Genomic DNA, 19,634 nt, shown 5'->3' with positions numbered 1-19,634 from the left:
TGGAGGGTGGATGCGGATCGGGATCCTGGGGCCGCTCCAGGTTGCGGGGGCCGCGGTCGGCGGCGCGCGGGTGCGGGCGCTGCTGGTACGGCTGGCGCTCGACCCTGGGCGGGTGGTGACGACCGACCGGTTGATCGACGACCTGTGGCCGGGTGAGCCGCCCGAGCATCCGATGGCCGCGCTGCAGTCGCTGGTGTCCAGGGCGCGCAGGGAGGCGCCTGGCCTGATCGCCTCCCATCCGAACGGCTACCTGCTCGACGTCCCGGCCGGTGAGGTGGACGCGTGGGCGTTCGAGCGGCTGACCCGCGCGGGCGACGCGCACGCGGCGCTGGCGCTCTGGCGCGGACCGGCGCTGGCCGGTGTCGATCTGCCCTTCGCGGAGGCTCCGGCCGCGCGGCTGGAGGAGCTGCGGTTGGCGGCGCTGGCGACCAGGATCGCCGACGACCTCGCCGCGGGCGGCGGCATCGTGGGCGGCGATGTCGGAGGTGGCGATGTCGTGGGCGGCGATGTCGGGGGTGGCGACCTCGTGGCCGAGTTGGAGGAGCTGGTCGCCGAGCACCGGCTGCGCGAGCCGTTCCACGCGCTGCTGATGCGGGCCATGGTGGCGAGCGGGCGGCGGGGAGAGGCGCTGGAGGTCTTCGAGCGGATCAGGGCGGAGCTGGCCGACGAACTGGGCGTCGATCCGGGAGCCGAGCTGCGCGAAGCGCACCTCGCGGCGCTGCGTGACGAGGAACCGGCGCCGCGGACCAACCTGCCCGCCCGGCTGACCAGTTTCGTCGGGCGGAACGACGACGTCTCCCGGATCCGGACGCTGACGGACGCCCGGCTGATCACCCTCGTGGGGCCGGGCGGGGCGGGGAAGACCCGGCTGGCCGTCGAGGCCGCCGCGACGCTGCGGGTGCCCGACGGGGTGTGGCTGGTCGAGCTGGCCCCGGCCGCCGGGGTACGGGCCGCGCTGGAAGCCGTGCTCAAGACGTCCGACCTGGTCAGAGCGCTGCGCGGCACGTCACCCGTGATCGTGCTGGACAACTGCGAGCACCTGATCGACGAGGCCGCGCGGGTGGCGCAGTGGCTGCTGGGCGAGGTGGCCGGGCTGCGGATCATCGCCACCAGCAGGGAGCCGCTGAACATCCCCGGCGAGTCCCTGCACCCCGTGCTCCCGTTACCGCAGGAGCCCGCCGTGGAGCTGCTCCGCGACCGGGCCGCCGCCGCCCGCCCCGACCTGGTGCTGGCGCCGGACGAGGCGGCGCGGATCTGCCGCGAGCTCGACGGCATCCCGCTGGCCATCGAGCTGGCCGCCGCCCGGCTGCGGACGATGTCGGTGTCCATGCTGGTCGAGCAGCTCGGCGACCGGCTGGCCTTCCGCGGCAGCCGTACCTCCGAGCCCAGGCACCGCACGCTCCGCGCGGTCATCGACTGGAGCTGGAACCTGCTGTCGGAGGAGGAGCGGGAGCTGCTGCGGGGGCTGTCGGTGTTCTCCGGCGGCGCGACGGCCAAGGCGATCGCCCGGATCTGCGGCGGTGACCTGGAGCTGCTCTCCTCGCTGGTCGACAAGTCGCTGATCGCGGTCTCCGGTGACCGCTACACGATGCTGGAGACGATCAGGCAGTACGTCACGGGCGACCTCCCGGAGATCAGGCAGGCCCACGCCCGCTACTACGCCGAGCTGGCCGAGGCCGCCGAGCCGCACCTGCGGACGGGCGAGCAGGTCAAGTGGCTGGCGCTGCTCGACGCCGAGCAGGGCAATCTGGACGCGGCGCTCCGGCACTCCGACGACCCGCTCCGGGTCATCCTGCCCAGGCTGTGGCCGTGGATGATGCGCGGGCGGCGGCACGAGATCACCGCGCACGCGACCGCCGTGCTGCGCCGGGTCGGCGAGGTCCCGCCCGAGGGGCGGGAGCTGGCCCACGGGCTCTGCATGATGGCCGCCATGGGCGCCGAGCCGACCCGGGCGATCCTGGAGTCGGACCATCCGGCGGCGCTGCACTCGTGGGCGATGGGCAGCGCGCTGGGTCCGCCCCCCGACGTGGTGGCCATGACGGAGGCGGGCGCCGAGCGGCTGCGCGATCATCCCGACACCTGGACCAGGTCTACGGCGCTGCTGGTGGCGGGCATCGTCCGGTTCGAGTACGGGGCGGTCGCCGGTGCCGAGTCCCTGCTGGAGCCGGCGCTCGACGGCTTGCGCAGGACCGGCGACCGCTGGGGACAGTGGACCGCCTACTACTGGCTGTCGCTGGCCGCCGAGAACCGCGGCGACTTCGCCCGCGCGCTGGTCCTGGCCAAGGAGCCGGAGCCGATCGCGGCGGAGCTCGCCGCGCTGGGGGCGCCGCTCGGGCCGATGAGTTTCCTGCTGCGGCTCGGCCAGCTCATGACGCGCTCGGGCGACCACGCCGGCGCCGCCACCGCCCTGGAGCGGGCCTGGCAGGCAGCGCTGCGGTCCGAAGACTCGCTGACCATCGCCCGGGTGACGCACGCCAGGGCCGAGCTGGCCAGGCGTTCCGGCGATCGGGGTGAGGCCGCCCGGCTGCTGCGCAGCGCCCTGGCGATGGACATGGATGCTCCTCCCCAGTTCAGGGCGTTCATGAACGTCGAGCTGGCCCGCGTCGCCGAGCCGGACGAGCCGCTGCGCAGGGCGCTGGAGCTCATGGCCATCTGCGAGGACAGGACCGCCCGCGCGACCGTGCTCGAAGGCGTGGCCGAGCACCGCGAGCCCCAGACGGCCGCCGAGCTGCTGGGGGCGGCCAGGGTGCTCCGCGGGATCAGCGAGTCGGCCGACCCGTTCGTGGTCGCGCTGGCCGCGCGCTGCCGGGCGGCACTGGGCGCGCGGCGCTATGAGGAGGCCCTGGTCAAGGGGGCGTCGATCCCGAACCCCGAGAGGTACGCGCTGAGCCCGCCTTCGTCCCCGTGATAGCCGATGTAGCCGTCGGGGCGGACCAGGATGATGCCTTCCTGCCCGTCGAGCGGCGGCAGGACCCTGATCGCGTCGCCGTACTCCCGGCCGGTGGCGCCGAGCAGCAGGAAGTGCGTGCCGCGCTGCTCGTCGAAGAGCGTCCCCAGGCGTTCGCCGCCCCGCTCGCCCACGGACAGGGCGCTGCCGAGGTAGGCCAGGTCGAGCTGGTTGGTGTCGTCGCCGCGCTCGATGTCGCGCTCCCGGTGCAGCCGGGTGCTGAGACCCAGCACGTGCGCGGCCACCGCCATCCGCTCGTCCTCGTAGGTGTCGATCAGCGCCGCCGAGCCGACGGCGAGCTTCCAGCCCAGGTTGTACGCGTCCTGGACCCCGGTGTTGAGCCCCTGCCCGCCGGCCGGCGAGTGCACGTGCGCGGCGTCCCCGGCCAGGAACACCCGGCCCACCCGGAACCGCTCGGCCATCCGGACGTTGGCCCGGTAGTCCGAGCGCCACAGGATCTCGTCGAGGTGGACGTGCGGGGCGTGCTTCGTGACGAGCGCGCGCAGGTCGTCCTCGCCCGTGTACGGCGCGACGAGCTGGAAGACGTCCGTGTTCGGCAGCGGGCAGAGGCCGAAGTACATGACCTGCTCCTCCATGGAGCCCCAGAGGTGCCAGTAGTCGCGGTCCAGGTCGCCGGTCTTGACGTCGGCCAGCAGCATGCGCTCGCTCTCGTACGTCTCCCCCGCGAAGCCGACGCCGAGCCGCTTGCGGATGGTGCTGCGGCCACCGTCGGCGCCGACGAGGTAGGCGCAGCGGACGGTCTCGCCGCCGCCGAGCGTGGCGGTCACGCCCTGCCCGTCCTGCTCGAAGCCGGTCACCTCGGTGCCGAACTCGACCCGATGGCCCAGCTCCGCGAGCCGGTCACGCAGGATCCGCTCGGTGCGCCACTGCGGTTGCATGGTCAGGTTCGGGTACGGGACACCCGGCGACGGCTCCTTGGGCTCGTCCATCCGGCCTTCCCAGACGATCTGCTCGCCCTTGTAGCTCCTGATGCCCGGGTAGCCGCTCCCGGTGGCGAGGATCTCGTCGATGACGCCGAGGTCGTCGAAGACCTCCAGCGTCCGGGGCTGCAGCCCCTTGCCGCGCACTCCCGTGGGCGGCTCGGCCGACCTCTCGACGATGCGCAGGTCCACGCCGCGGCGGGCGAGCTCGATGGCCAGGGTCAGTCCTGTCGGCCCGGAGCCGACGATGAGTACGTGTGTCATGCCGGCCACGATGCGCGCGACCGCTGCCAGATCTCTGTCAGCGGCTGCCACGGGATTCGCGTGCGACATGGGCGTAACCATGGCTTGACTTAGACGAGACTATTTGCAGGCGCGACGGCGGATACTAGCCGTGATCTCCCGTCATCACGGAGAATGCGCAGGGTGGGGGCAACTTCCACCTCTAAGTGAGGAGACCTGTGGCCGATACAGGCACGCTCGAAACCCGTGGTAGTGACTTCGCGAAACTGGCCCGACAAATCCAGGACGCCGGCCTGCTTGACCGGCGTCCCGTCTACTACGCCGTGCGGCTGACCCTGGTGTTGGCCGCATACGTCGGTATGTGGGCATTGTTCTGGTGGGTCGGCGACTCATGGTGGCAACTGCTGGTGGCCGTCGCGCTCGGCGTGGCCTCCGCGCAGATCGGGTTCGTCGCCCACGACCTGGGGCACCGGCAGGTCTTCAGGACCCGCCGGGTAAGTGACGTCGTGGGGCTGCTCATCGGCGACTTCGGCATCGGGCTGGGCTGGGGCTGGTGGAACACCAAGCACAACCGCCACCACGCCAACCCCAACCACGAGGACGAGGACCCCGACGTCTCCCCTGCCGTGATCGTCTGGTCGACCGATCAGGTGCGCCGGAGCCGGGGCCTGCCGAGGTTCATCGCCAAGTGGCAGGCGTTCTGGTTCTTCCCCCTGCTCACGCTGGAGGCCTGGCACCTGCACATCGCCAGTGTCAAGGCGGTGTTCGCGCCGACGACGAAGCACCGCAGGATGGAGGGGGCGCTGCTGCTGGCGCACTTCGCCTGCTACTTCGGCATCGTCTTCACCGTGCTGCCGATCGGCATGGCTCTGGTCTTCGTGCTGGTGCACCAGGGGCTCTTCGGCGTCTACCTGGGCAGCACGTTCGCGCCGAACCACAAGGGCATGCCGATCCTCACCAAGGCCGACAAGCTCGACTACCTCCGCAAGCAGGTGCTGACCTCGCGCAACGTCAAGGGCGGCGTGTTCGTGGACGTGGCGCTCGGCCAACTCAACTACCAGATCGAGCACCACCTGTTCCCCAACATGCCGTCGCCGAACCTGCGCAAGGCCCAGCCGATCGTCCGGCAGTACTGCGCCGATCTGGGTGTCAGCTACCTGGAGACCGGGCTGTTCGCCTCCTACGGCCAGGCGCTGCGTCACCTGCACGAAGTGGGCGCCCCACTACGCTGATCAGCCGCCGTCGCGACGCCGGAGGAGGTCGTCGCGGCGACGTTCCAGGTCCGCGATCAGCTCTTCCTGCTCGTCGGCCATGCTGATCATCGCGCCGATCTCCACCTGGTCGGTGGCGCCCATGTCACCGATCTGGTCGCGCAGATCCTTGGTCTGGGCTCGCAACCTGGTCAGGTCCTCTTCGACCTGACGCAACTCGTCTTCTACGCTCATGCTCCGGCTCTACCCATTTGCGGGGCGGTTGGGCACCTGGCGGGCAGGACGTACAGAATGGGCGGCATGCGGACGTTGTCGGCCGGCACCATCGTGTCGCTCGCGGTGGTCATCGCCGTGCTGGCGGGCACGGTCGCCACGTCCTTCCTCCATCCGGACATCGCGCCGAACGCGCTGGACGTCCTGCTGCCGCTCGCGGCAAGTGCCGGGGTGCTGGTACGGCAGCGCTATCCGGTGGCGGCGCTGATCATCGTGCTGATGGCCGTCGCGTTCTACTACCCGTTCGCCCGGCTCGACGGGCCGGTGATCGTCCTGTCGTTCGTGGTCCTGTACACCGCCGCCGAGCTGGGCCATCTGATCGCCGCCATCGCCGCGGGCGCGGCCTCGCTGCTGGCCATGGGGCTGGGCGAGACCGGCGGGACCCGGCACGTGGACGACAGCATGTTCTTGATGATCGCCGGTTGGGTGGTGGCCGCCGTCGCCGGTGGCGGCGTGACCCGCAACCGCCGCGCCTACCTGCGGGAGGCCGAGCGGCGCGTGCTCGACGCCCTGCACAGCAAGGAGGAGGAGGCCAGGCTGCGGGCGAGCGAGGAACGGCTGCGCATCGCCAGGGAGCTGCACGACGTACTCGGGCACAACATCTCGATGATCAACGTACAGGCCGCGGCGGCGCTGCACGGGCTGAAGAAGCGGCCGGAGGACGCGGAGGCCGCGCTGAGGACGATCAAGGAGACCAGTAAGGAGACGTTGCGCGAGCTGCGGACCACGCTCGGGGTGCTGCGGCAGGTGGACGAGGGCGCGCCGACCGCGCCCGCCGACAGCCTGGCCCGGATGGAGGCGCTGGTCGCCGGCTCGGGGCTGGACGTGCGGACCGAGCTGTCCGGGCCGCTGGACGAGGTGCCGACCGAGGTGGACCTGGCCGCGACCCGCATCATCAGGGAGGCCCTGACGAACGTCTCCCGGCATTCGGGAACCGCTGAGGCGCGGCTGAGCGTGACCAACCAGTCCGGACATATCGTGATCCGCGTGGAGGATGATGGGCCGGGAGCGACGTACACCGACGGGAGCGGGTTCGGTCTGCGGGGCATGCGCGAGCGCGCCACCGCGCTGGGCGGCACCCTGGAGGCGGGTCCCCGGCCTGGCGGCGGCTTCCTGGTCGTCGCCGACCTTCCACTGAACGGAGTGCGATGATCCGCACGTTGCTCGCCGACGACCAGAACCTCGTACGGGCCGGATTCCGGTCCATCCTGAGCGACGAGGACGGCATCGAGGTGGTCGGCGAGGCGGCCAACGGCGCCGAGGCCGTGGCCAGGACCCGCGAGCTGCGGCCCGACGTGGTGCTGATGGACATCCGGATGCCCGAGATGGACGGCCTGGAGGCGACCCGCGTGATCGTCACCGACCCGCGGCTCGACGGCGTCAAGGTGATCATCCTGACCACGTTCGACCTCGACGACTACGTCTACGGCGCGCTGCGGGCGGGCGCGAGCGGGTTCCTGGTCAAGGACACCGAGCCGGCCGAGCTGATCCACGCGGTCAGGGTGGTGGCCAGAGGTGACGCGCTGATCGCGCCCTCGGTGACCCGGCGGCTGATCGCCGAGTTCGCCGGCCGGGTCAAGCGCCCGGAGCCGGGCCCCCGGCTCAACGCGCTCACCGAGCGCGAGCGGGAGGTCATGGCGCTGGTCGCGGCCGGGCTGTCCAACGACGAGATCGCGGCCCGGCTGGTGCTCAGCCCGGCCACGGCCAAGACGCACGTCAGCCGCATCATGACCAAGCTCGGCTCGCGCGACCGGGCGCAGATCGTGGTGCTCGCCTACGAGGCCGGCATGATCACCCCGGGCTGGCTTACTCCCTGAGATGTACGGCGGGCGGCCCGTTGACACCACAGGTGTACGACAGGTGCACGCCCCGGCATGACGCGGCGGAGGTGACCTTGACCGGAACCTCTGAGCATGGAGACCGTAGACCTCGCCCGCCTGCAGTTCGCCCTCACCGCGGGGGCGCACTTCCTGTTCGTCGCGCTGACCCTCGGGCTGGCGACGCTGGTGGCCGTCATCCAGACCTGGGCCACCTTGACCAACAGCCCGGTACACCTGCGGATGACCCGGTTCTGGGGCCAGCTCTACATCATCAACTACGCGATGGGCATCGTCACCGGGCTGGTCATGGAGTTCCAGCTCGGGCTGTCGTGGAGCGGGCTCACCGAGTTCGCCGGGAACGTGTTCGGCTCCTCGCTGGCGATCGAGACGATCGTGGCGTTCTTCATCGAGTCCACCTTCCTGGGCCTGTGGATCTTCGGCTGGAACAAGCTGAACCGGTGGGCGCACCTGGCGCTGATCTGGGTCGTCACGCTGACGGCCTACGCCTCGGCGTTCTGGATCCTGATCTCCAACGGCTTCCTGCAGAACCCGGTGGGCTACCAGCTCAAGGACGGTGTCCTGCGACTCACCGACTTCGGCGCGCTGGTGGCCAACCCGGCGGCGCTGGTCGCCTTCTTCCACATCGGCGGCGGCGCGCTGATCGTCGGCGGCTTCCTGATGGCCGGAGTGAGCGCCTACCACCTGGCCAAGCGCACCGCCGAGCAGGACTTCTTCCGCAAGTCGCTGCGCCTCGGGATCGGCGTGGCGCTGCCCGCGACGCTGTTCACCGCGACGTTCGGCGGCATCGGCTTCCAGACGCTGCAGCCGACCAAGCTGGCCGCCTGGTCGGGCAGCACGCACCGGCTGGCCGAGGCGCAGGCGGAGATGGTGGCCAAGTACGGCCCGGGTGACTACCTGCCACCTTTGGGCTGGGTGCATGCCGGCGGGATCACCATGCTGACGCTCTTCGCGGTGCTCTTCTTCGTCTCCGGGGTGAGCTTCCTGCTGATGCTGTTCCGGCCGGTCGTGCGCGGCTTCCGGCCCTGGCACTGGCTGCTGACCGCGCTGATCCCCGTCCCGTTCGTGACCATGATCGCCGGGTGGATCTTCCGCGAGATGGGCCGCCAGCCCTGGGCCGTGTACGGCCTGCTGAAGACGGCCGACGCCATGTCACCGGTGTCGTACGGCCAGATCAGGTTCTCGCTGACCGCGTTCGTCACCGTGTTCGCCGTGCTCATCCTGGTCAACTACTGGCTGCTGGCCAGGACCGCCCGCAAGGGACCGGACGCCGTCACGCTGGGCGACCGGCCACTTGCGCTCGTAGCCCCCACTCTGACCTTCTGAGGAGCCGTCATGGAGATCCTGATCCTGGCCTTCTTCGCCCTCGGCTACCTCGTGCTGGCCGGGGCCGACATCGGCGTCGGCATGGTGCTGCCGTACCTGGGGCGCGGCGCGGACGAGCGGCGCGAGGCGATCGCCGCGATCGCGCCGTTCTTCCTCGGCAACGAGGTGTGGCTGGTGGCCACCGCGGGGGTGCTCGCCGGGCTCTTCCCCTCGCTGGAGGGCTCGTTGCTGAGCGGCAACTACTCGCTCGTCGTGGCGCTGCTGCTGTCCTGGGTCATCCGGGACATGGGGCTGTGGCTGCGCGGGCGGCTGCCGGGCGTCCGGTGGCAGGGGTTCTGGGACGGCGCCGTCGTGGCCGGTAGCTGGGGGCTGGCGCTGAGCTGGGGTGCGCTGCTCAGCGACGTGCTGCTCGGCATTCACGGGCCTCTCGCGCTGCTCCCCGCCCTGCTGGTGGCCGCGTTGTTCGCCACACACGGGCTGTCGTTCGCGGCGCTGCGGCTGCGGGGCGTGCTGCGCGCGCGGGCTGCGGTGCTATCCGGCGGCACCGGCGAGGGTCGAACCTATGCCCTGACCGCGACGGCCCTTGTGGTGATCGGCGTGCTGGCCGGCTTCCGGCTGCCGCTGGCGCCGGGGACCTCGGGCGCGTTCCTGGTGCCGGTCATCCTCACGCTGATCCCGTTCCTGGTGGCCTCACAGGCATGGGTCTGGTGGACGTTCCGGCACCGGGTGACCGGGCCGTCTTACCTGTAACCTCCAAGTTCAGACATTGAGATCGTGACAGCCCCGCGATCCAAGCGACCCCTTGACTCCCGGATCAACGGTCCGCTGTCCCTGTGGGCACGACCCACTGAGTGGGCTGTCCGGTGATCGTGACCCACGTCGGGATCTCGTCCGGGACGACGCTGCAGGACGTCCTCTCCGGTCTTACCGGCACCCAAATAAGGGCGGCGCACATCAGGAATCGTGCCACCAACTCCAAATGTGCGCTTGGCTGCAGTGTTCGGCACCCGCACCCTACGTCAGGCACTGTTGCATGGTCTTCACTTGCGAGCCCGTGATCGGGCAGACCTGGACCTCATGCCCCTGCTCGTCGAAAATCTTCCGGCGTCCCAAGGGGCGGTCGAGCGTGACGGGCACAACGACAACTCCGCCGGTACCGATGTACGATCGCGGCCACAACTCGTCCCGCCACTTCTCCAGTAGCGTGCGCTCACGTCGAGGGCAGACGTCGCGAAGCACCACACGGACCCGCACACTCGTCTTGGACTCGGCCACTTCAGTTTTATCGGCCTTGAGGCATTCCGTGGAGTTCGTCCCGCTAACCGCTTGCAGGATGAGGACCCGTCCTTCCACCTCGACCATGTCGATCCACCCGTTGAAGGGTGGTTCAGGCGGCCGAGACTCCCGTATGGAGGTCACCATGGATATCGCGACGGCCAACACCAGGAGGCAGCAAACGCGCCACAGGAAGGACGGGCCAACGGAATTCATTTCTTGTAGATGTCCTTACCGACAGCCTTCATCACATCATGGAAGTCGGTGAAGTAGCTCACGCAGGTGGACTGGACATTCTCATTGCCCTTTCCGCCACTGTAGATGCCCTTGGCTATCACGTATCCATCGCTCTGGCGGAAAGTGTAGACCGGCGCGCCTGAATCACCGCTGACCGGGCACCTGCCAGTCTTCTTGCCGACCTGAACCCACCGAACCGTGCCGTCAGATTCTCCGGTTTTCCGGTCTGTGTATTCGATCTTCCAGGCGATGTCGGTGACCTTGAAGCGGCAGATCTGGCCCCAGGATACTGGATCTGGATCTTTGGCTGGACTGGCGCCGCCGATGCAGTACTGGTCGCCTTCCCGAGCGCGGACCGAGAACCGTCCGCCCACCCATTCCTTGACGGATGAGTTCCTGTCGCCGATGAAGATGGTGGGGCTCGTGACCCGGCCGAGCAGCGTCTGGATCAGGGACACGTCGCCGTAGTAGGTCGGCTGGTTCGGCAGTTTGATCGTTCCTTGACCATCCCGCCAGTTCGTCCATTCGACGATGCCAGCGCTCGCGAGCCTCCCATCTCCCTCAGCACAGTGCCCGGCGCTGACCATGAGGCCGTCGGACGCGCGCCCCATGGCGAACGCGGTCGTGCACGCCCCGTAAACAGTGGTGTTGTCAGACTTTCTGGTAGTGAACACAGAACCGCCGTTGAGCTTACCCGTGTCCTTTTGCCGGGTGTCGTCGGCTGCGAAGGAGTCTTCAGCTGCGGAGGGGTTCGCCTGGACGTTCAGGTGCGGACGGTCACTCTCCGAACGCAGCCAGATGGCCACGTTGTACGTGCCGTACCGGTCCGCCAGCGCCTTTCGAAGCCCGGCGGATGCGTCGGTGGACTGCACCACGACCAGGTTGCGCTGGGGCCAGGTCTGCGTAGCGAACAGCGCGGTTCCCGCCGGGATCGTCTCGTCCAGATCGAGCACCTGGTCAGTGATGGCGTTCAGCGCCTGGTAGCTGTTGGCGACCTCGGTGTACCGGGGAGTGATCGAGTACGGGGTTTCCGGAGCGGCCACCGCAGAAGTCCGGGCCGCCGGCGAATCCTCGCTCTCGAATCCGATCGCGAGGGTCTCGTCGGCGTCGCCGTTGTCCACCGCGATCCCGCTCAGCACTTGGCTCGCGGTGTCCTTGCCCGCCAATGTCGCGGGAGCGACCACCCGCCCGCTGGCCGGGTCGAAGTACGGCGGGGCCAAGGTGGTGGCGTTGGCCTGTGCACGGTCGTCAGCACCGTTCAACGCGTGCACATTTTCAGAGGAAACCGGGAGGGTGTCCAGCTTCCAGTCCGCGGGCGCGGTGAACACTTCCACACCATCGGGCCCCGCCAGGTATAGGACTTGAGGTGACGGGACCGGTTCGGTGACGACCGTCAGCTTCGGCACGTCTGTGCCGGGGTCCCCGTACTCGGTGGAGGCGAGCTCGCGGAAGTTGTCGGAGGTGTTGGCCTCGTTCGGCTCCTGCAGTGTGAGCCCATAGTTGGGGCTGCCGCTAGCCCAGGCTGCGGCGATCTCCTTGACAGGCCAGTCGAGTGTCCGTCTGCCGCAGTCGCTGGCGTGGGACTGGGTGACGATCGTGGCACCCTCAGTGGTCGTGGCCGGCTTGTTGGCCCAGGTGAGGTTGTACGGATCCCAGCGACTGGTGGTCCGCCGGACCTGGATGCCGTCTCCAACCTCTCCGCAGCCCGGGCCATCGGTGTTCACCACCGACAGCTTCGCGTCGATGATGCGCTGACCCGTGAGAGCCATGGTGTCGAAGCGCAGCAGGACGCGGTTGCGTATGCCGAAGATGCCGCCGGCCATCAGCAACGGCGAAGACGGGTCTCCCGTGCCGCCCTCGTCGGAGACGCCCACGTCCGCGCTCGTCGGCATCGCGACCGAGCCGCTGATCGTCACGGGGAAGGCCGCGGTGTCCAGCTTCGCGCCGTCCAGGGCCACCCGCAGGTTGTCGCCGGACTGCTCGCTCTTGAACGCGCCGAGGGCTGATTTCGCGGCCGTGCCCCGTCCCGGCTTGATGTGCAGGCGGGGTGTTGACGCGTGCAGAGCAGTTCGTCCCTGGGCGTCCACGAGCTCCTCCCGCCGCTCGCCGGATGAGGCGCCCTTCACCTGTACGGGAAGCGTGAGGTCCAGGGGTTTCGCCGGGCGATGCTGGAGGACGATCTCGTAGCGGAATCCCGTTGCCATGGCGCTGACCACGAGCTGGGCACCGTCGCCCAGGTCGTACGTCGCTCGGTTCGCCGAGACCTGAGGGCGCGGGAGCGGGGTCGGCCATGACAAGGCTAGCGATTGGCCTGCGGTGGTCGACAGCTGGGCGAACGGTTCGGACTTCCCGCCTGCCGTGAAAGCGAGCGGAGCCTTTACGAGTTTCGGCCGAAGAGCGCCGTCCTTCTCGACGAGCCCCGTGTCGATCCAGGCCCATGCTCCGTTGTTCTGCTTGAGCCGCACGGGTAGGGACCAGGTTTCGATGACCACCTGCCCGTCTTGCCGGCGGACCACTCGCCGGGATTCTGTGGCGGCGCCCAGGATCTCGCCTGGTGGCTGCTTGGTCGCGGCCGCCATAGAAACAGGCGACGGGCCGGCTTCTTGTGCTTGGACGAGCGGAGGGTTGAGGACCGAGGCGGCGAGGGCCGCACCCGTTGTGACGGCGAGAGCTGAGCTTCGTAATAACCGTCTAGAACGCAAAGGCGCCATCTCCATGAAGATCATGACAGTCTGAAAATCCAGGAGTGAGCGTAGATCACGAACGGCGGCGCGGCAAGATCAACGCAGAGTCATAGCGCAATGACTGGAGCGTGAATTCCGCAGCATGGCGTGTACAGATGCCTCCTATACTTTCGGCGCAGGAAATCTCGGGCAGGGAAAAGGGGCCCAGCTCAAGCCGGACCCCTTCTACGGAGAATGAGCTAGGAGAGGTCGAACTCTCCCTTGCCGGCTCCGTCCAGGAAGGCTGACCACTCTGCGTGAGTGAACGACAGAACGGGCCCCGATCCTTGATCCTTGGTGTCCCTCACCAGAACCGAGTCATCGGCGCGCCGCATCACCTCGACGCAGCTACCGCCGTTGTCGCCCGACGCTTTCGCCTTGGTCCAGACTCCTACCGGCAGACCTGGTGTGTTACTCATAGCGGCTCATCACCTCGCGTATGATCTCCCTGCTGGCGTCAACGGGATGCGCCATGTTGGACAGGGCATCCCATCGCACAATAAGCGCTTGTACGGTCTGAGTGCGATTGGTTACCAGACCTTCCTCAGCGCTCTCTATGTAGGCGTGGTCAGGTCCGCCGTCCCTCAGAGTAGCCACCTCGAACGCGCCCAGCAGGCCCGTGGTCAGCCCTGCCGCAAGGGGTAGCACCCTGACCGTGACGTAAGGAGGATTGAGGATCTCCAGGATTTTCGCAAGCTGCTCGCGCATCACCTCTTTTCCGCCCACTGGTCGGTGAAGAACATTTTCATCGACCAGGGACGAATACATCGGAGGTGGCTTTCGGAGAAATACAGACTGCCGTCGAATTCGAAGCTGTACCGCTTTCTCGGCTTCATCCTCTGTCGCGCCTGGCTTACCTAGGAAGACTCGCCTTGCGTAGCTTTCCGTCTGGAGCAGACCGGGAATGATCATCGGCTCCGAGGTACGTATGGTGTGCGCGGCGGCTTCTACACGTGGCCACTCCTGGAACCACTTCGGCCCGAGAGAGTTGTGGATCTGTGGGAGGAGTTCCAGGAGCTGTCCGTGGAGGCCAAGAGCTTTCTCGATCTCTCGCGTCAGCTCTTCGCTCGGCTTGCGCATCATGCGCTCAACGTGCCCCACGGCGCTCTCGCTGTAGGTGAGTCGCTCCGCTAGACGCTCTTGGCTCAACCCTTGTTTCGTCCGGTACGAACGGAGGCGGGAGGAGAATTCCTTCCATGCCTTCCTACCAGGATCCTGCCCATTTTCGGCCATAACAACCCTTTCGACCCTCTGCCCGTGCTCCCTCACTTACGCCCACGCGGTGAATCCGGAAGAAACTGTACGCCTACTTTTGAGGACTGGACAGGGATAGAACGCCATTGTGAGAGGGCCTACCGAAATCGTAGGACTGTAAGTCCAGATGCCCCAGGTATGTCCGATCTTGTATCACCCCAGGGTGGATCCATGTATGCACATAGCTCCCAAGTACACCGGACGTTGCTTCGCGCCAGTCCCGACACTCCACATCAAGCCCGCCAAATCGTGCGCATATGGTCAGCCCTCGACTTGGGGCTGAAAAGTGACCTGCTGGAGGATGTCTTGTTGGTGGTCTCCGAATTGGTGACCAACTCCCTGAAGCATGCACACTTCACCCCGGGTCGGGAATGGGTTCAACTCAGCATCGATACGGATCCAGCGTGCGTCCGCGTGACGGTGACGGACCCTGGCCATCCCACTGAATATCCGCAACGGCGCCTGGCAGACTCGCGGGGCTTGAGCGGCCTCATAGCGGGAGGCAGGGGACTACAGATCGTTGATCATATTTGCAACGGCGCCTGGGATACGAGCCTGACGGAGAGTCATGAACGCATAGTTCAAGCCCGAATTCCCATAGATCCCCACACCTGACAGGTGCACCCACCTGGGCAGAAGCCGGGCGGGGCAGCCGCGCAACAAGGCCGCGAGATTGGCGAAACATGCTGCGACAACGGACTCGCCGAAACGACTCGAACTCGTCCGGCGAGCCCTTGACCACACACTGGAGGTGCGACCCATGGACAACTCCACAACCACCCCGACTGTGCTGGATGAGTGTCTGAGTCCGCACGTGGCCATGGTTCAGCGTGATCATGTGCGGCTGGAGTGGCGCACGCCGTACCCGGTGCTGGCGCGGGCGCGCGTAGTGGCCTGGACCTGTTTCTGCCGGACGACGGTCTACGAGCTGTGCGAGAGCGCAGGGCAGGCGTACATCCGCCGCACCGTCCAGTTCGGCCGCGAGCACGAGGTACACGAGACCTCTATCCGGCCGATCAATGAGACTCGGGCGATCTGGACCGGATTGTTGTCCGGAAGAGCCCGTTAGAACCAGGTCAGTCGAGCTTGACGGAGCCGCCCGTGGCCGGTGTGTTCAGCTGCGCGCTCGTCCGGCCGGTGAGCTCCTCGATGGAGACGCTGTGCCGCGACCCGTCCTGGAGGATTGTCGTGACGCCCGTGACGCCGCCCCGACGTGAGGCGTTCTCGCGCTCCTCCGTCGTCGGCGCGTCCGGCCACCAGGCCGCGAAATAGCCGCCGGTGACGGTCGCGGTCACGCTGCCTTTCGCCTCCGTAGAGAGCTCCAGACCCACCACGCCGGCACCGACCCTGCCCGTCACGATACGCACGCTCTCCTCACTCGAGCTCACGACCGAGCCGAGGGCGGCCCGCGCCGACCCGGCGGGAACCGGCGGAAGCGGCTGCGCGCCGGACCCCGGCGTGGTGCCACCCACGGCAGCGATGTCGCCATCGCGGAACAGGCACCTGATCTCGGCCAGATGGCTGCTGTCGTCGTTAACGTAGACGAGCGTCCATGGCCCCCGGCCTTCGGTCACCACGGGCCGGAAACCGAGCTCGCGCCCGGTTGTGCGCTTGGCGGCGTCCTGGGCGTGGTCAAGGCACTTCTCCTGGGCCTCGGCGGCCTGGTCACCGCTCACCGTGTGCGGCGTCGCGCTCCACGCTGCCATCGCCGCGCCGCCGCCGAACACGCCGGGCAGCAGCAGCACCGCCGCGATGCCGGCGGCCACCCCTCCGCCGATCATGGTGAGCCGCCGGGCAGTGAGCACGCGAGGGCGGCTGATCGTCGGTGTGGGCGCCCCCATCGGGTCGGTGTCCATTACCCGGGCCAGCAGGGCCCGAGCCTTGGGGTCGGTGCTGGTGTCCAGGTCGGCCGGGGTGACAGCTGGGTCCAGGTCGCGCAGGGCGTGGTCGAGGGTGTCGTTCATCGCGTGCTCCGGGAGTCGACGGTGGCGGTCGCCACGGGCTGGGTTTCTGTGGTGGGAGCCGCGTCGGCGTGGTGGCGCAGGGCGCGCCGGGCCCGGGTAAGTCGAAGCCGGAACGCGACGGGGGAAATACCGAGCACCCGCGCGGCCTGTGGGGCTGTGAGGCCGTCCCACACGGCCAAGGCGAGCGTCTCCTGGTGGAGCGGGCTGAGCCGCCGCCACGCCTGGACGAGGTCGAGCCGGCGTGCCACCAGCTCGGGATTCAGCCCGGCCGCCGCAGCGCCGGTCAGCTGGTCGTCGGCGATGCGGACGGTGAGCGCCTGTCGCCGCTGGTCGGCCCGCAGCCCGTTGCGGAGAGTGCGGTGTGCGACGCCGAACAGCCAGGCCCGCGCCTCGTCCGCCGCCCGTGGCACGTCGTCCAGGCGCCGCCAGGCGACGAGGAACACGTCGGCGACCACGTCCTCGGCGTGGGAGGGGTGGACGCGACGCTCGACGAACCGCAGTAACGCGGCATACGTCTGCTCGTAGAGATGCGCGAAGCGCTGGGTGCGCTCCGGCGGCTCGATGTCGGTGACGTTCATGCCTAGCTCATGTCCGGCAGGCCCGCAGGTGTGTCGCGAACCGTATCGTGCCCGGGCGCGTGGTCCGCACGGGCTGAGGCGCGTCCGCTCCATCGGTCCGCGCACAACCGTCACCCAGCAGCGGGACATCTTCCAGAAAGCTAGTGAGACATGACCGAGGCGTCCTCGGCGGGGATCTCCTTCGGCGAGGCGCGCAGCCAGCGGCAGCCGTGCGGGTCCAGTGTCAGCCGGGCCACGCCCTCCTCCGAGACATCCAGTGTCCCGTCCACCAGGAGGTCCGTGAGCGTGTGCGACTCCAGCCCGGCCAGCTTCAGCTCCACGTCCTGCGCGGTTTCGCCGAGGTTGTGGAGCACCACCACCGTGGCGCCGTCGGCGTCGCAGCGGTGCGCCAGGATCGCGGGATCGGCCGTCTCCAGCACCGTGCAGTCGCCCCAGGCCAGCTCCGGGCACTCGCGATAGCGCTCGATGAGCAGCTGGAACCAGCGCAGCAACGAGTCCTGCTCCCGCTTCTGGTCGGCCACGTTGATCCGCGCGGGCGCGTAGGCGCCGGCCGGCATCTCGCGTTCGGGGGCGCCCCGGCTGAAGCCGCCGTCCGGCGACCACTGCATCGGCACCCGTACGGCCATGCGGCCCTCCGCCTCGAGGTTCTCGCCCATGCCGATCTCTTCGCCGTAGAACATGACAGGGGTGCCCGGCAGCGAGAACAGCAGGCTGTAGGCCATCTTGATGCGGCGCATGTCCCCGCCCAGCATGGTCGGCAGGCGCCGGCGCAGGCCGCGGCCGTAGATCTGCATGTCCTTCTCGGGGCCGAACGCCTGGAAGACCTCCTGACGTTCCTCGTCCGTGAGCTTGTCCAGCGTCAGCTCGTCATGGTTGCGCAGGAACATCGCCCACTGGCAGTCCTTGGGCGGCCGGGGCCGGGACCTGAGCGCGTCGGCGAGCGGCTCGGCCTCGCCGCGCGCCAGCGCCAGCCACGCGCGCTGCATGCCGATGAAGTCGAAGCACATGGTGAGCTGGTCGCCCAGCCCCTCGCCGAAGTAGCCGAGCAGGTCCTTGTAGGCCAGGTTGACCTCGCCGAGCAGCACCGAGGCGCCCTCACGCCGGGTCATGAAGGCCCGCAGGTCCGCCAGGAACTCGTGCGGGTCGGCCAGCTGGGGCTGGACGTTCTCGATGAGGAACGGCACCGCGTCCACCCGGAACCCCGACAGCCCCAGCTCCATCCAGAAGCCCAGGATCCTGGCGATCTCGTCGCGCACCTCGGGGTTGCTGACGTTCAGGTCGGGCTGGTGGCGGTAGAAGCTGTGCAGGTAGTACTGGCCGGTCGAGGTGTCGAGCTGCCAGATGCTGTCCTCCTTGTCGGGGAAGACCACCTGCTGGGGATCGTCCGGCTCCGGCTTGTCCGACCAGACGTACCAGTCGCGCAGCGGCGACTTCTTGCTCGACCGCGACTCGATGAACCAGGGGTGCTGGTCGGAGGTGTGGTTCACGACCAGGTCCGCGATCACCCGCATACCGCGGTCCTTGGCGGTCCGCATGAACTCCACGAAGTCGCCCAGCGTGCCGAGCCGCGGGTCGATGGCGTAGAAGTCGGTGATGTCGTAGCCGTCGTCCCGGTTGGGGGTCGGGAAGAACGGCATCAGCCACAGGCAGGTGACCCCCAGCCCCGCCAGGTAGTCGATCTCCTGCGTGAGCCCGCGGAAGTCGCCGACCCCGTCATCGTTGCCGTCCTTGAACGTCTCGACGTCCAGGCAGTAGACAACGGCGTTCTTCCACCACAAATCAGACGTGTACGTCAGTCGCATGGCGCCACCGCTACCCAGGAGCCGGTCGCACATTCAGAGCAGGGTGCCGCCGGTCACCTCGAATCCGGCGAGCGCCTCGTCGACGCGGGCCAGCGTGTCGCGGTGCAGGACGAGGTCGGCGGCGGCCAGGTTCTCCTCGATGTGCGCGGGCGTGCGGCTGCCCGGGATGGCCACCACGTGCTCGTACTGGTGCAGCAGCCAGGCCAGGGCCAGCTGGGCGGGGGTGATGCCCAGGCGGGTGGCCAGGTCCCTGATCGGGGCGTAGCGATCGTTGTTGCTCGCGAGGTTGTCGGCGGAGAAGCGGGGCGCGTTGTGCCGGAAGTCGCCCTCGCCCAGCTGCTGGACGGTGCCGGTGAGGAAGCCGTTGCCGAGCGGGCTCCAGGCCACGATGCCCACGTTCAGCTCGCGGGCCGTCTTGAGGAGGTCGGGATCGACCGGCCGCCACATCGACCACTCGTTCTGCACGGCCGCCACCGGGTGCACGACGTGCGCCCTGCGCAGTTCGTCGGCGGTCACGTTCGACAGGCCGAGGTGCCTGACCAGCCCGGCCTCGACCAGCTCGGCCACCGCTCCGGCCGTCTCCTCGATCGGCACGCCCGGGTCCACGTAGTGCGAGTAGTAGAGGTCGATCACGTCGGTGTCCAGGTTGCGCAGGCTCCGCTCGGCGTAACGGCGGATCATCCGCGGCTCGGCGTTCACCCGCAGCTCGCCGAACGCGTAGCCCACCGGCTGCGATCTGCTCGCCTCCCCCTCCGGGATGGCCAGGCCGAACTTGGTGGCGACCACCACCTCGTCGCGCCGGCCCTTGATCGCCCGGCCGACCAGGCGCTCGTTGTGGCCGTCCGCGCCGTAGGCGTCGCTGGTGTCGATGTGGGTCGCTCCGGCGTCGAGTGCCGCCTTGAGCGCCGTCTCGGCGCGGGTGTCGTCGATGTCGCCGTACACGCCGGGGGACAGCACCATCGCGCCGAAGCCGATCGCGGGGACCCGCAGGTTGTTTCCAAGTTCACGTGTCTTCATGTGGT

At 68.5% G+C, this 19,634-nt stretch carries 18 protein-coding genes; 8 read left to right on the top strand and 10 right to left on the bottom strand.

Annotated features, from left to right (window positions below; translation table 11 throughout):
• Positions 1 to 10: 10 nt before the first annotated feature.
• Positions 11 to 2,908 carry an ATP-binding protein gene (locus tag KME78_RS06310; protein ID WP_219527819.1) on the top strand — a complete coding sequence of 966 codons (2,898 nt, stop codon included), beginning with the start codon at positions 11 to 13 and terminating at the stop codon, positions 2,906 to 2,908.
• Here the strand turns inward: KME78_RS06310 and KME78_RS06305 are convergent.
• Complete coding sequence (locus KME78_RS06305; protein WP_219527818.1) at positions 2,830 to 4,152, bottom strand: FAD-dependent monooxygenase; 1,323 nt, start codon at positions 4,150 to 4,152, stop codon at positions 2,830 to 2,832. The genes KME78_RS06310 and KME78_RS06305 overlap by 79 nt on opposite strands.
• A gap of 197 nt (positions 4,153 to 4,349) precedes the next feature.
• On the opposite strand from KME78_RS06305, the gene KME78_RS06300 reads away from it, so the two are divergent.
• The gene (locus KME78_RS06300) at positions 4,350 to 5,363 is read left to right on the top strand and encodes a fatty acid desaturase family protein (protein ID WP_308126828.1); all 1,014 of its coding nucleotides are present in this window, start codon (positions 4,350 to 4,352) and stop codon (positions 5,361 to 5,363) included.
• Here the strand turns inward: KME78_RS06300 and KME78_RS06295 are convergent, their stop codons facing one another.
• A complete protein-coding gene (locus tag KME78_RS06295) occupies positions 5,364 to 5,576 on the bottom strand; it encodes a hypothetical protein (RefSeq protein ID WP_219527817.1) in 213 nt (70 codons plus the stop codon).
• Positions 5,577 to 5,642: 66 nt separating this feature from the next.
• Between KME78_RS06295 and KME78_RS06290 the strand changes: the two genes are divergently transcribed.
• From KME78_RS06290 to KME78_RS06275, 4 genes are all read left to right on the top strand, one after another.
• Positions 5,643 to 6,767: a sensor histidine kinase gene (locus KME78_RS06290; RefSeq protein WP_246650550.1), complete on the top strand. Its 1,125-nt coding sequence runs from the start codon at positions 5,643 to 5,645 to the stop codon at positions 6,765 to 6,767.
• The gene (locus tag KME78_RS06285) at positions 6,764 to 7,432 is read left to right on the top strand and encodes a response regulator transcription factor (protein ID WP_219527816.1); all 669 of its coding nucleotides are present in this window, start codon (positions 6,764 to 6,766) and stop codon (positions 7,430 to 7,432) included. Before KME78_RS06290 ends, KME78_RS06285 begins: the two co-directional genes overlap by 4 nt.
• Before the next feature lie 96 nt (positions 7,433 to 7,528).
• A complete protein-coding gene (locus tag KME78_RS06280; RefSeq protein WP_219527815.1) occupies positions 7,529 to 8,779 on the top strand; it encodes a cytochrome ubiquinol oxidase subunit I in 1,251 nt (416 codons plus the stop codon).
• A gap of 9 nt (positions 8,780 to 8,788) precedes the next feature.
• Positions 8,789 to 9,529, top strand: coding sequence for a cytochrome d ubiquinol oxidase subunit II (locus KME78_RS06275; RefSeq protein WP_219527814.1), 741 nt, complete (start codon positions 8,789 to 8,791; stop codon positions 9,527 to 9,529).
• A gap of 264 nt (positions 9,530 to 9,793) precedes the next feature.
• Here KME78_RS06275 and KME78_RS06270 read toward each other — a convergent pair whose 3' ends face one another.
• From KME78_RS06270 to KME78_RS06255, 4 genes are all read right to left on the bottom strand, one after another.
• Entirely contained in the window at positions 9,794 to 10,141 is a 348-nt protein-coding gene (locus KME78_RS06270) for a hypothetical protein (RefSeq protein ID WP_219527813.1), read from the bottom strand.
• 125 nt (positions 10,142 to 10,266) lie between these two features.
• Complete coding sequence (locus KME78_RS06265) at positions 10,267 to 13,017, bottom strand: DNRLRE domain-containing protein (RefSeq protein ID WP_219527812.1); 2,751 nt, start codon at positions 13,015 to 13,017, stop codon at positions 10,267 to 10,269.
• A gap of 197 nt (positions 13,018 to 13,214) precedes the next feature.
• Complete coding sequence (locus KME78_RS06260) at positions 13,215 to 13,433, bottom strand: DUF397 domain-containing protein (protein WP_219527811.1); 219 nt, start codon at positions 13,431 to 13,433, stop codon at positions 13,215 to 13,217.
• Positions 13,426 to 14,247 (bottom strand): helix-turn-helix domain-containing protein, encoded by an 822-nt coding sequence (locus KME78_RS06255; protein ID WP_246650647.1) that lies wholly within the window; start codon positions 14,245 to 14,247, stop codon positions 13,426 to 13,428. Before KME78_RS06255 ends, KME78_RS06260 begins: the two co-directional genes overlap by 8 nt.
• Positions 14,248 to 14,406: 159 nt before the next feature.
• Here KME78_RS06255 and KME78_RS67830 point away from each other — a divergent pair, with 159 nt between their 5' ends.
• Complete coding sequence (locus tag KME78_RS67830) at positions 14,407 to 14,883, top strand: ATP-binding protein (RefSeq protein WP_372454886.1); 477 nt, start codon at positions 14,407 to 14,409, stop codon at positions 14,881 to 14,883.
• 145 nt (positions 14,884 to 15,028) lie between these two features.
• On the top strand, positions 15,029 to 15,337 hold the full coding sequence (locus KME78_RS06245; protein ID WP_219527808.1) for a hypothetical protein: 309 nt from the start codon (positions 15,029 to 15,031) through the stop codon (positions 15,335 to 15,337).
• A gap of 7 nt (positions 15,338 to 15,344) precedes the next feature.
• On the opposite strand, the gene KME78_RS06240 is transcribed toward KME78_RS06245, so the two are convergent.
• The 4 genes from KME78_RS06240 to KME78_RS06225 all read right to left on the bottom strand — a co-directional run bounded on the left by KME78_RS06240 (position 15,345) and on the right by KME78_RS06225 (position 19,629).
• Positions 15,345 to 16,232: a hypothetical protein gene (locus KME78_RS06240; protein ID WP_219527807.1), complete on the bottom strand. Its 888-nt coding sequence runs from the start codon at positions 16,230 to 16,232 to the stop codon at positions 15,345 to 15,347.
• Positions 16,229 to 16,810 carry an RNA polymerase sigma factor gene (locus KME78_RS06235; RefSeq protein WP_219527806.1) on the bottom strand — a complete coding sequence of 194 codons (582 nt, stop codon included), beginning with the start codon at positions 16,808 to 16,810 and terminating at the stop codon, positions 16,229 to 16,231. Before KME78_RS06235 ends, KME78_RS06240 begins: the two co-directional genes overlap by 4 nt.
• A 140-nt stretch (positions 16,811 to 16,950) precedes the next feature.
• Entirely contained in the window at positions 16,951 to 18,645 is a 1,695-nt protein-coding gene (locus tag KME78_RS06230; protein ID WP_246650549.1) for an alpha-amylase family protein, read from the bottom strand.
• Entirely contained in the window at positions 18,646 to 19,629 is a 984-nt protein-coding gene (locus KME78_RS06225) for an aldo/keto reductase (RefSeq protein WP_219527805.1), read from the bottom strand. It abuts the gene before it with no gap.
• Between the last annotated feature and the right edge of the window lie 5 nt (positions 19,630 to 19,634).

This window comes from Nonomuraea guangzhouensis (genome assembly GCF_019396345.1).
Classification (GTDB): Bacteria; Actinomycetota; Actinomycetes; order Streptosporangiales; family Streptosporangiaceae; genus Nonomuraea; species Nonomuraea guangzhouensis.
Note: the sequence above shows the minus strand (reverse complement) of the source record. Positions and strands in the feature narration are given on the sequence as shown.

Bases quoted from the DNA above. Each gene is read 5' to 3' on its own strand.
- KME78_RS06290 (WP_246650550.1), top strand. From the start codon at position 5,643: ATGCGGACGTTGTCGGCCGGCACCATCGTGTCGCTCGCGGTGGTCATC.
- KME78_RS06275 (WP_219527814.1), top strand. From the start codon at position 8,789: ATGGAGATCCTGATCCTGGCCTTCTTCGCCCTCGGCTACCTCGTGCTG.
- KME78_RS06265 (WP_219527812.1), bottom strand. From the start codon at position 13,017: ATGATCTTCATGGAGATGGCGCCTTTGCGTTCTAGACGGTTATTACGA.
- KME78_RS06260 (WP_219527811.1), bottom strand. From the start codon at position 13,433: ATGAGTAACACACCAGGTCTGCCGGTAGGAGTCTGGACCAAGGCGAAA.
- KME78_RS06280 (WP_219527815.1), top strand. From the start codon at position 7,529: ATGGAGACCGTAGACCTCGCCCGCCTGCAGTTCGCCCTCACCGCGGGG.
- KME78_RS06240 (WP_219527807.1), bottom strand. From the start codon at position 16,232: ATGAACGACACCCTCGACCACGCCCTGCGCGACCTGGACCCAGCTGTC.
- KME78_RS06255 (WP_246650647.1), bottom strand. From the start codon at position 14,247: ATGGCCGAAAATGGGCAGGATCCTGGTAGGAAGGCATGGAAGGAATTC.
- KME78_RS67830 (WP_372454886.1), top strand. From the start codon at position 14,407: ATGTCCGATCTTGTATCACCCCAGGGTGGATCCATGTATGCACATAGC.
- KME78_RS06230 (WP_246650549.1), bottom strand. From the start codon at position 18,645: ATGTGCGACCGGCTCCTGGGTAGCGGTGGCGCCATGCGACTGACGTAC.
- KME78_RS06305 (WP_219527818.1), bottom strand. From the start codon at position 4,152: ATGACACACGTACTCATCGTCGGCTCCGGGCCGACAGGACTGACCCTG.
- KME78_RS06270 (WP_219527813.1), bottom strand. From the start codon at position 10,141: ATGGTCGAGGTGGAAGGACGGGTCCTCATCCTGCAAGCGGTTAGCGGG.
- KME78_RS06235 (WP_219527806.1), bottom strand. From the start codon at position 16,810: ATGAACGTCACCGACATCGAGCCGCCGGAGCGCACCCAGCGCTTCGCG.
- KME78_RS06285 (WP_219527816.1), top strand. From the start codon at position 6,764: ATGATCCGCACGTTGCTCGCCGACGACCAGAACCTCGTACGGGCCGGA.
- KME78_RS06295 (WP_219527817.1), bottom strand. From the start codon at position 5,576: ATGAGCGTAGAAGACGAGTTGCGTCAGGTCGAAGAGGACCTGACCAGG.
- KME78_RS06245 (WP_219527808.1), top strand. From the start codon at position 15,029: ATGGACAACTCCACAACCACCCCGACTGTGCTGGATGAGTGTCTGAGT.
- KME78_RS06225 (WP_219527805.1), bottom strand. From the start codon at position 19,629: ATGAAGACACGTGAACTTGGAAACAACCTGCGGGTCCCCGCGATCGGC.
- KME78_RS06310 (WP_219527819.1), top strand. From the start codon at position 11: ATGCGGATCGGGATCCTGGGGCCGCTCCAGGTTGCGGGGGCCGCGGTC.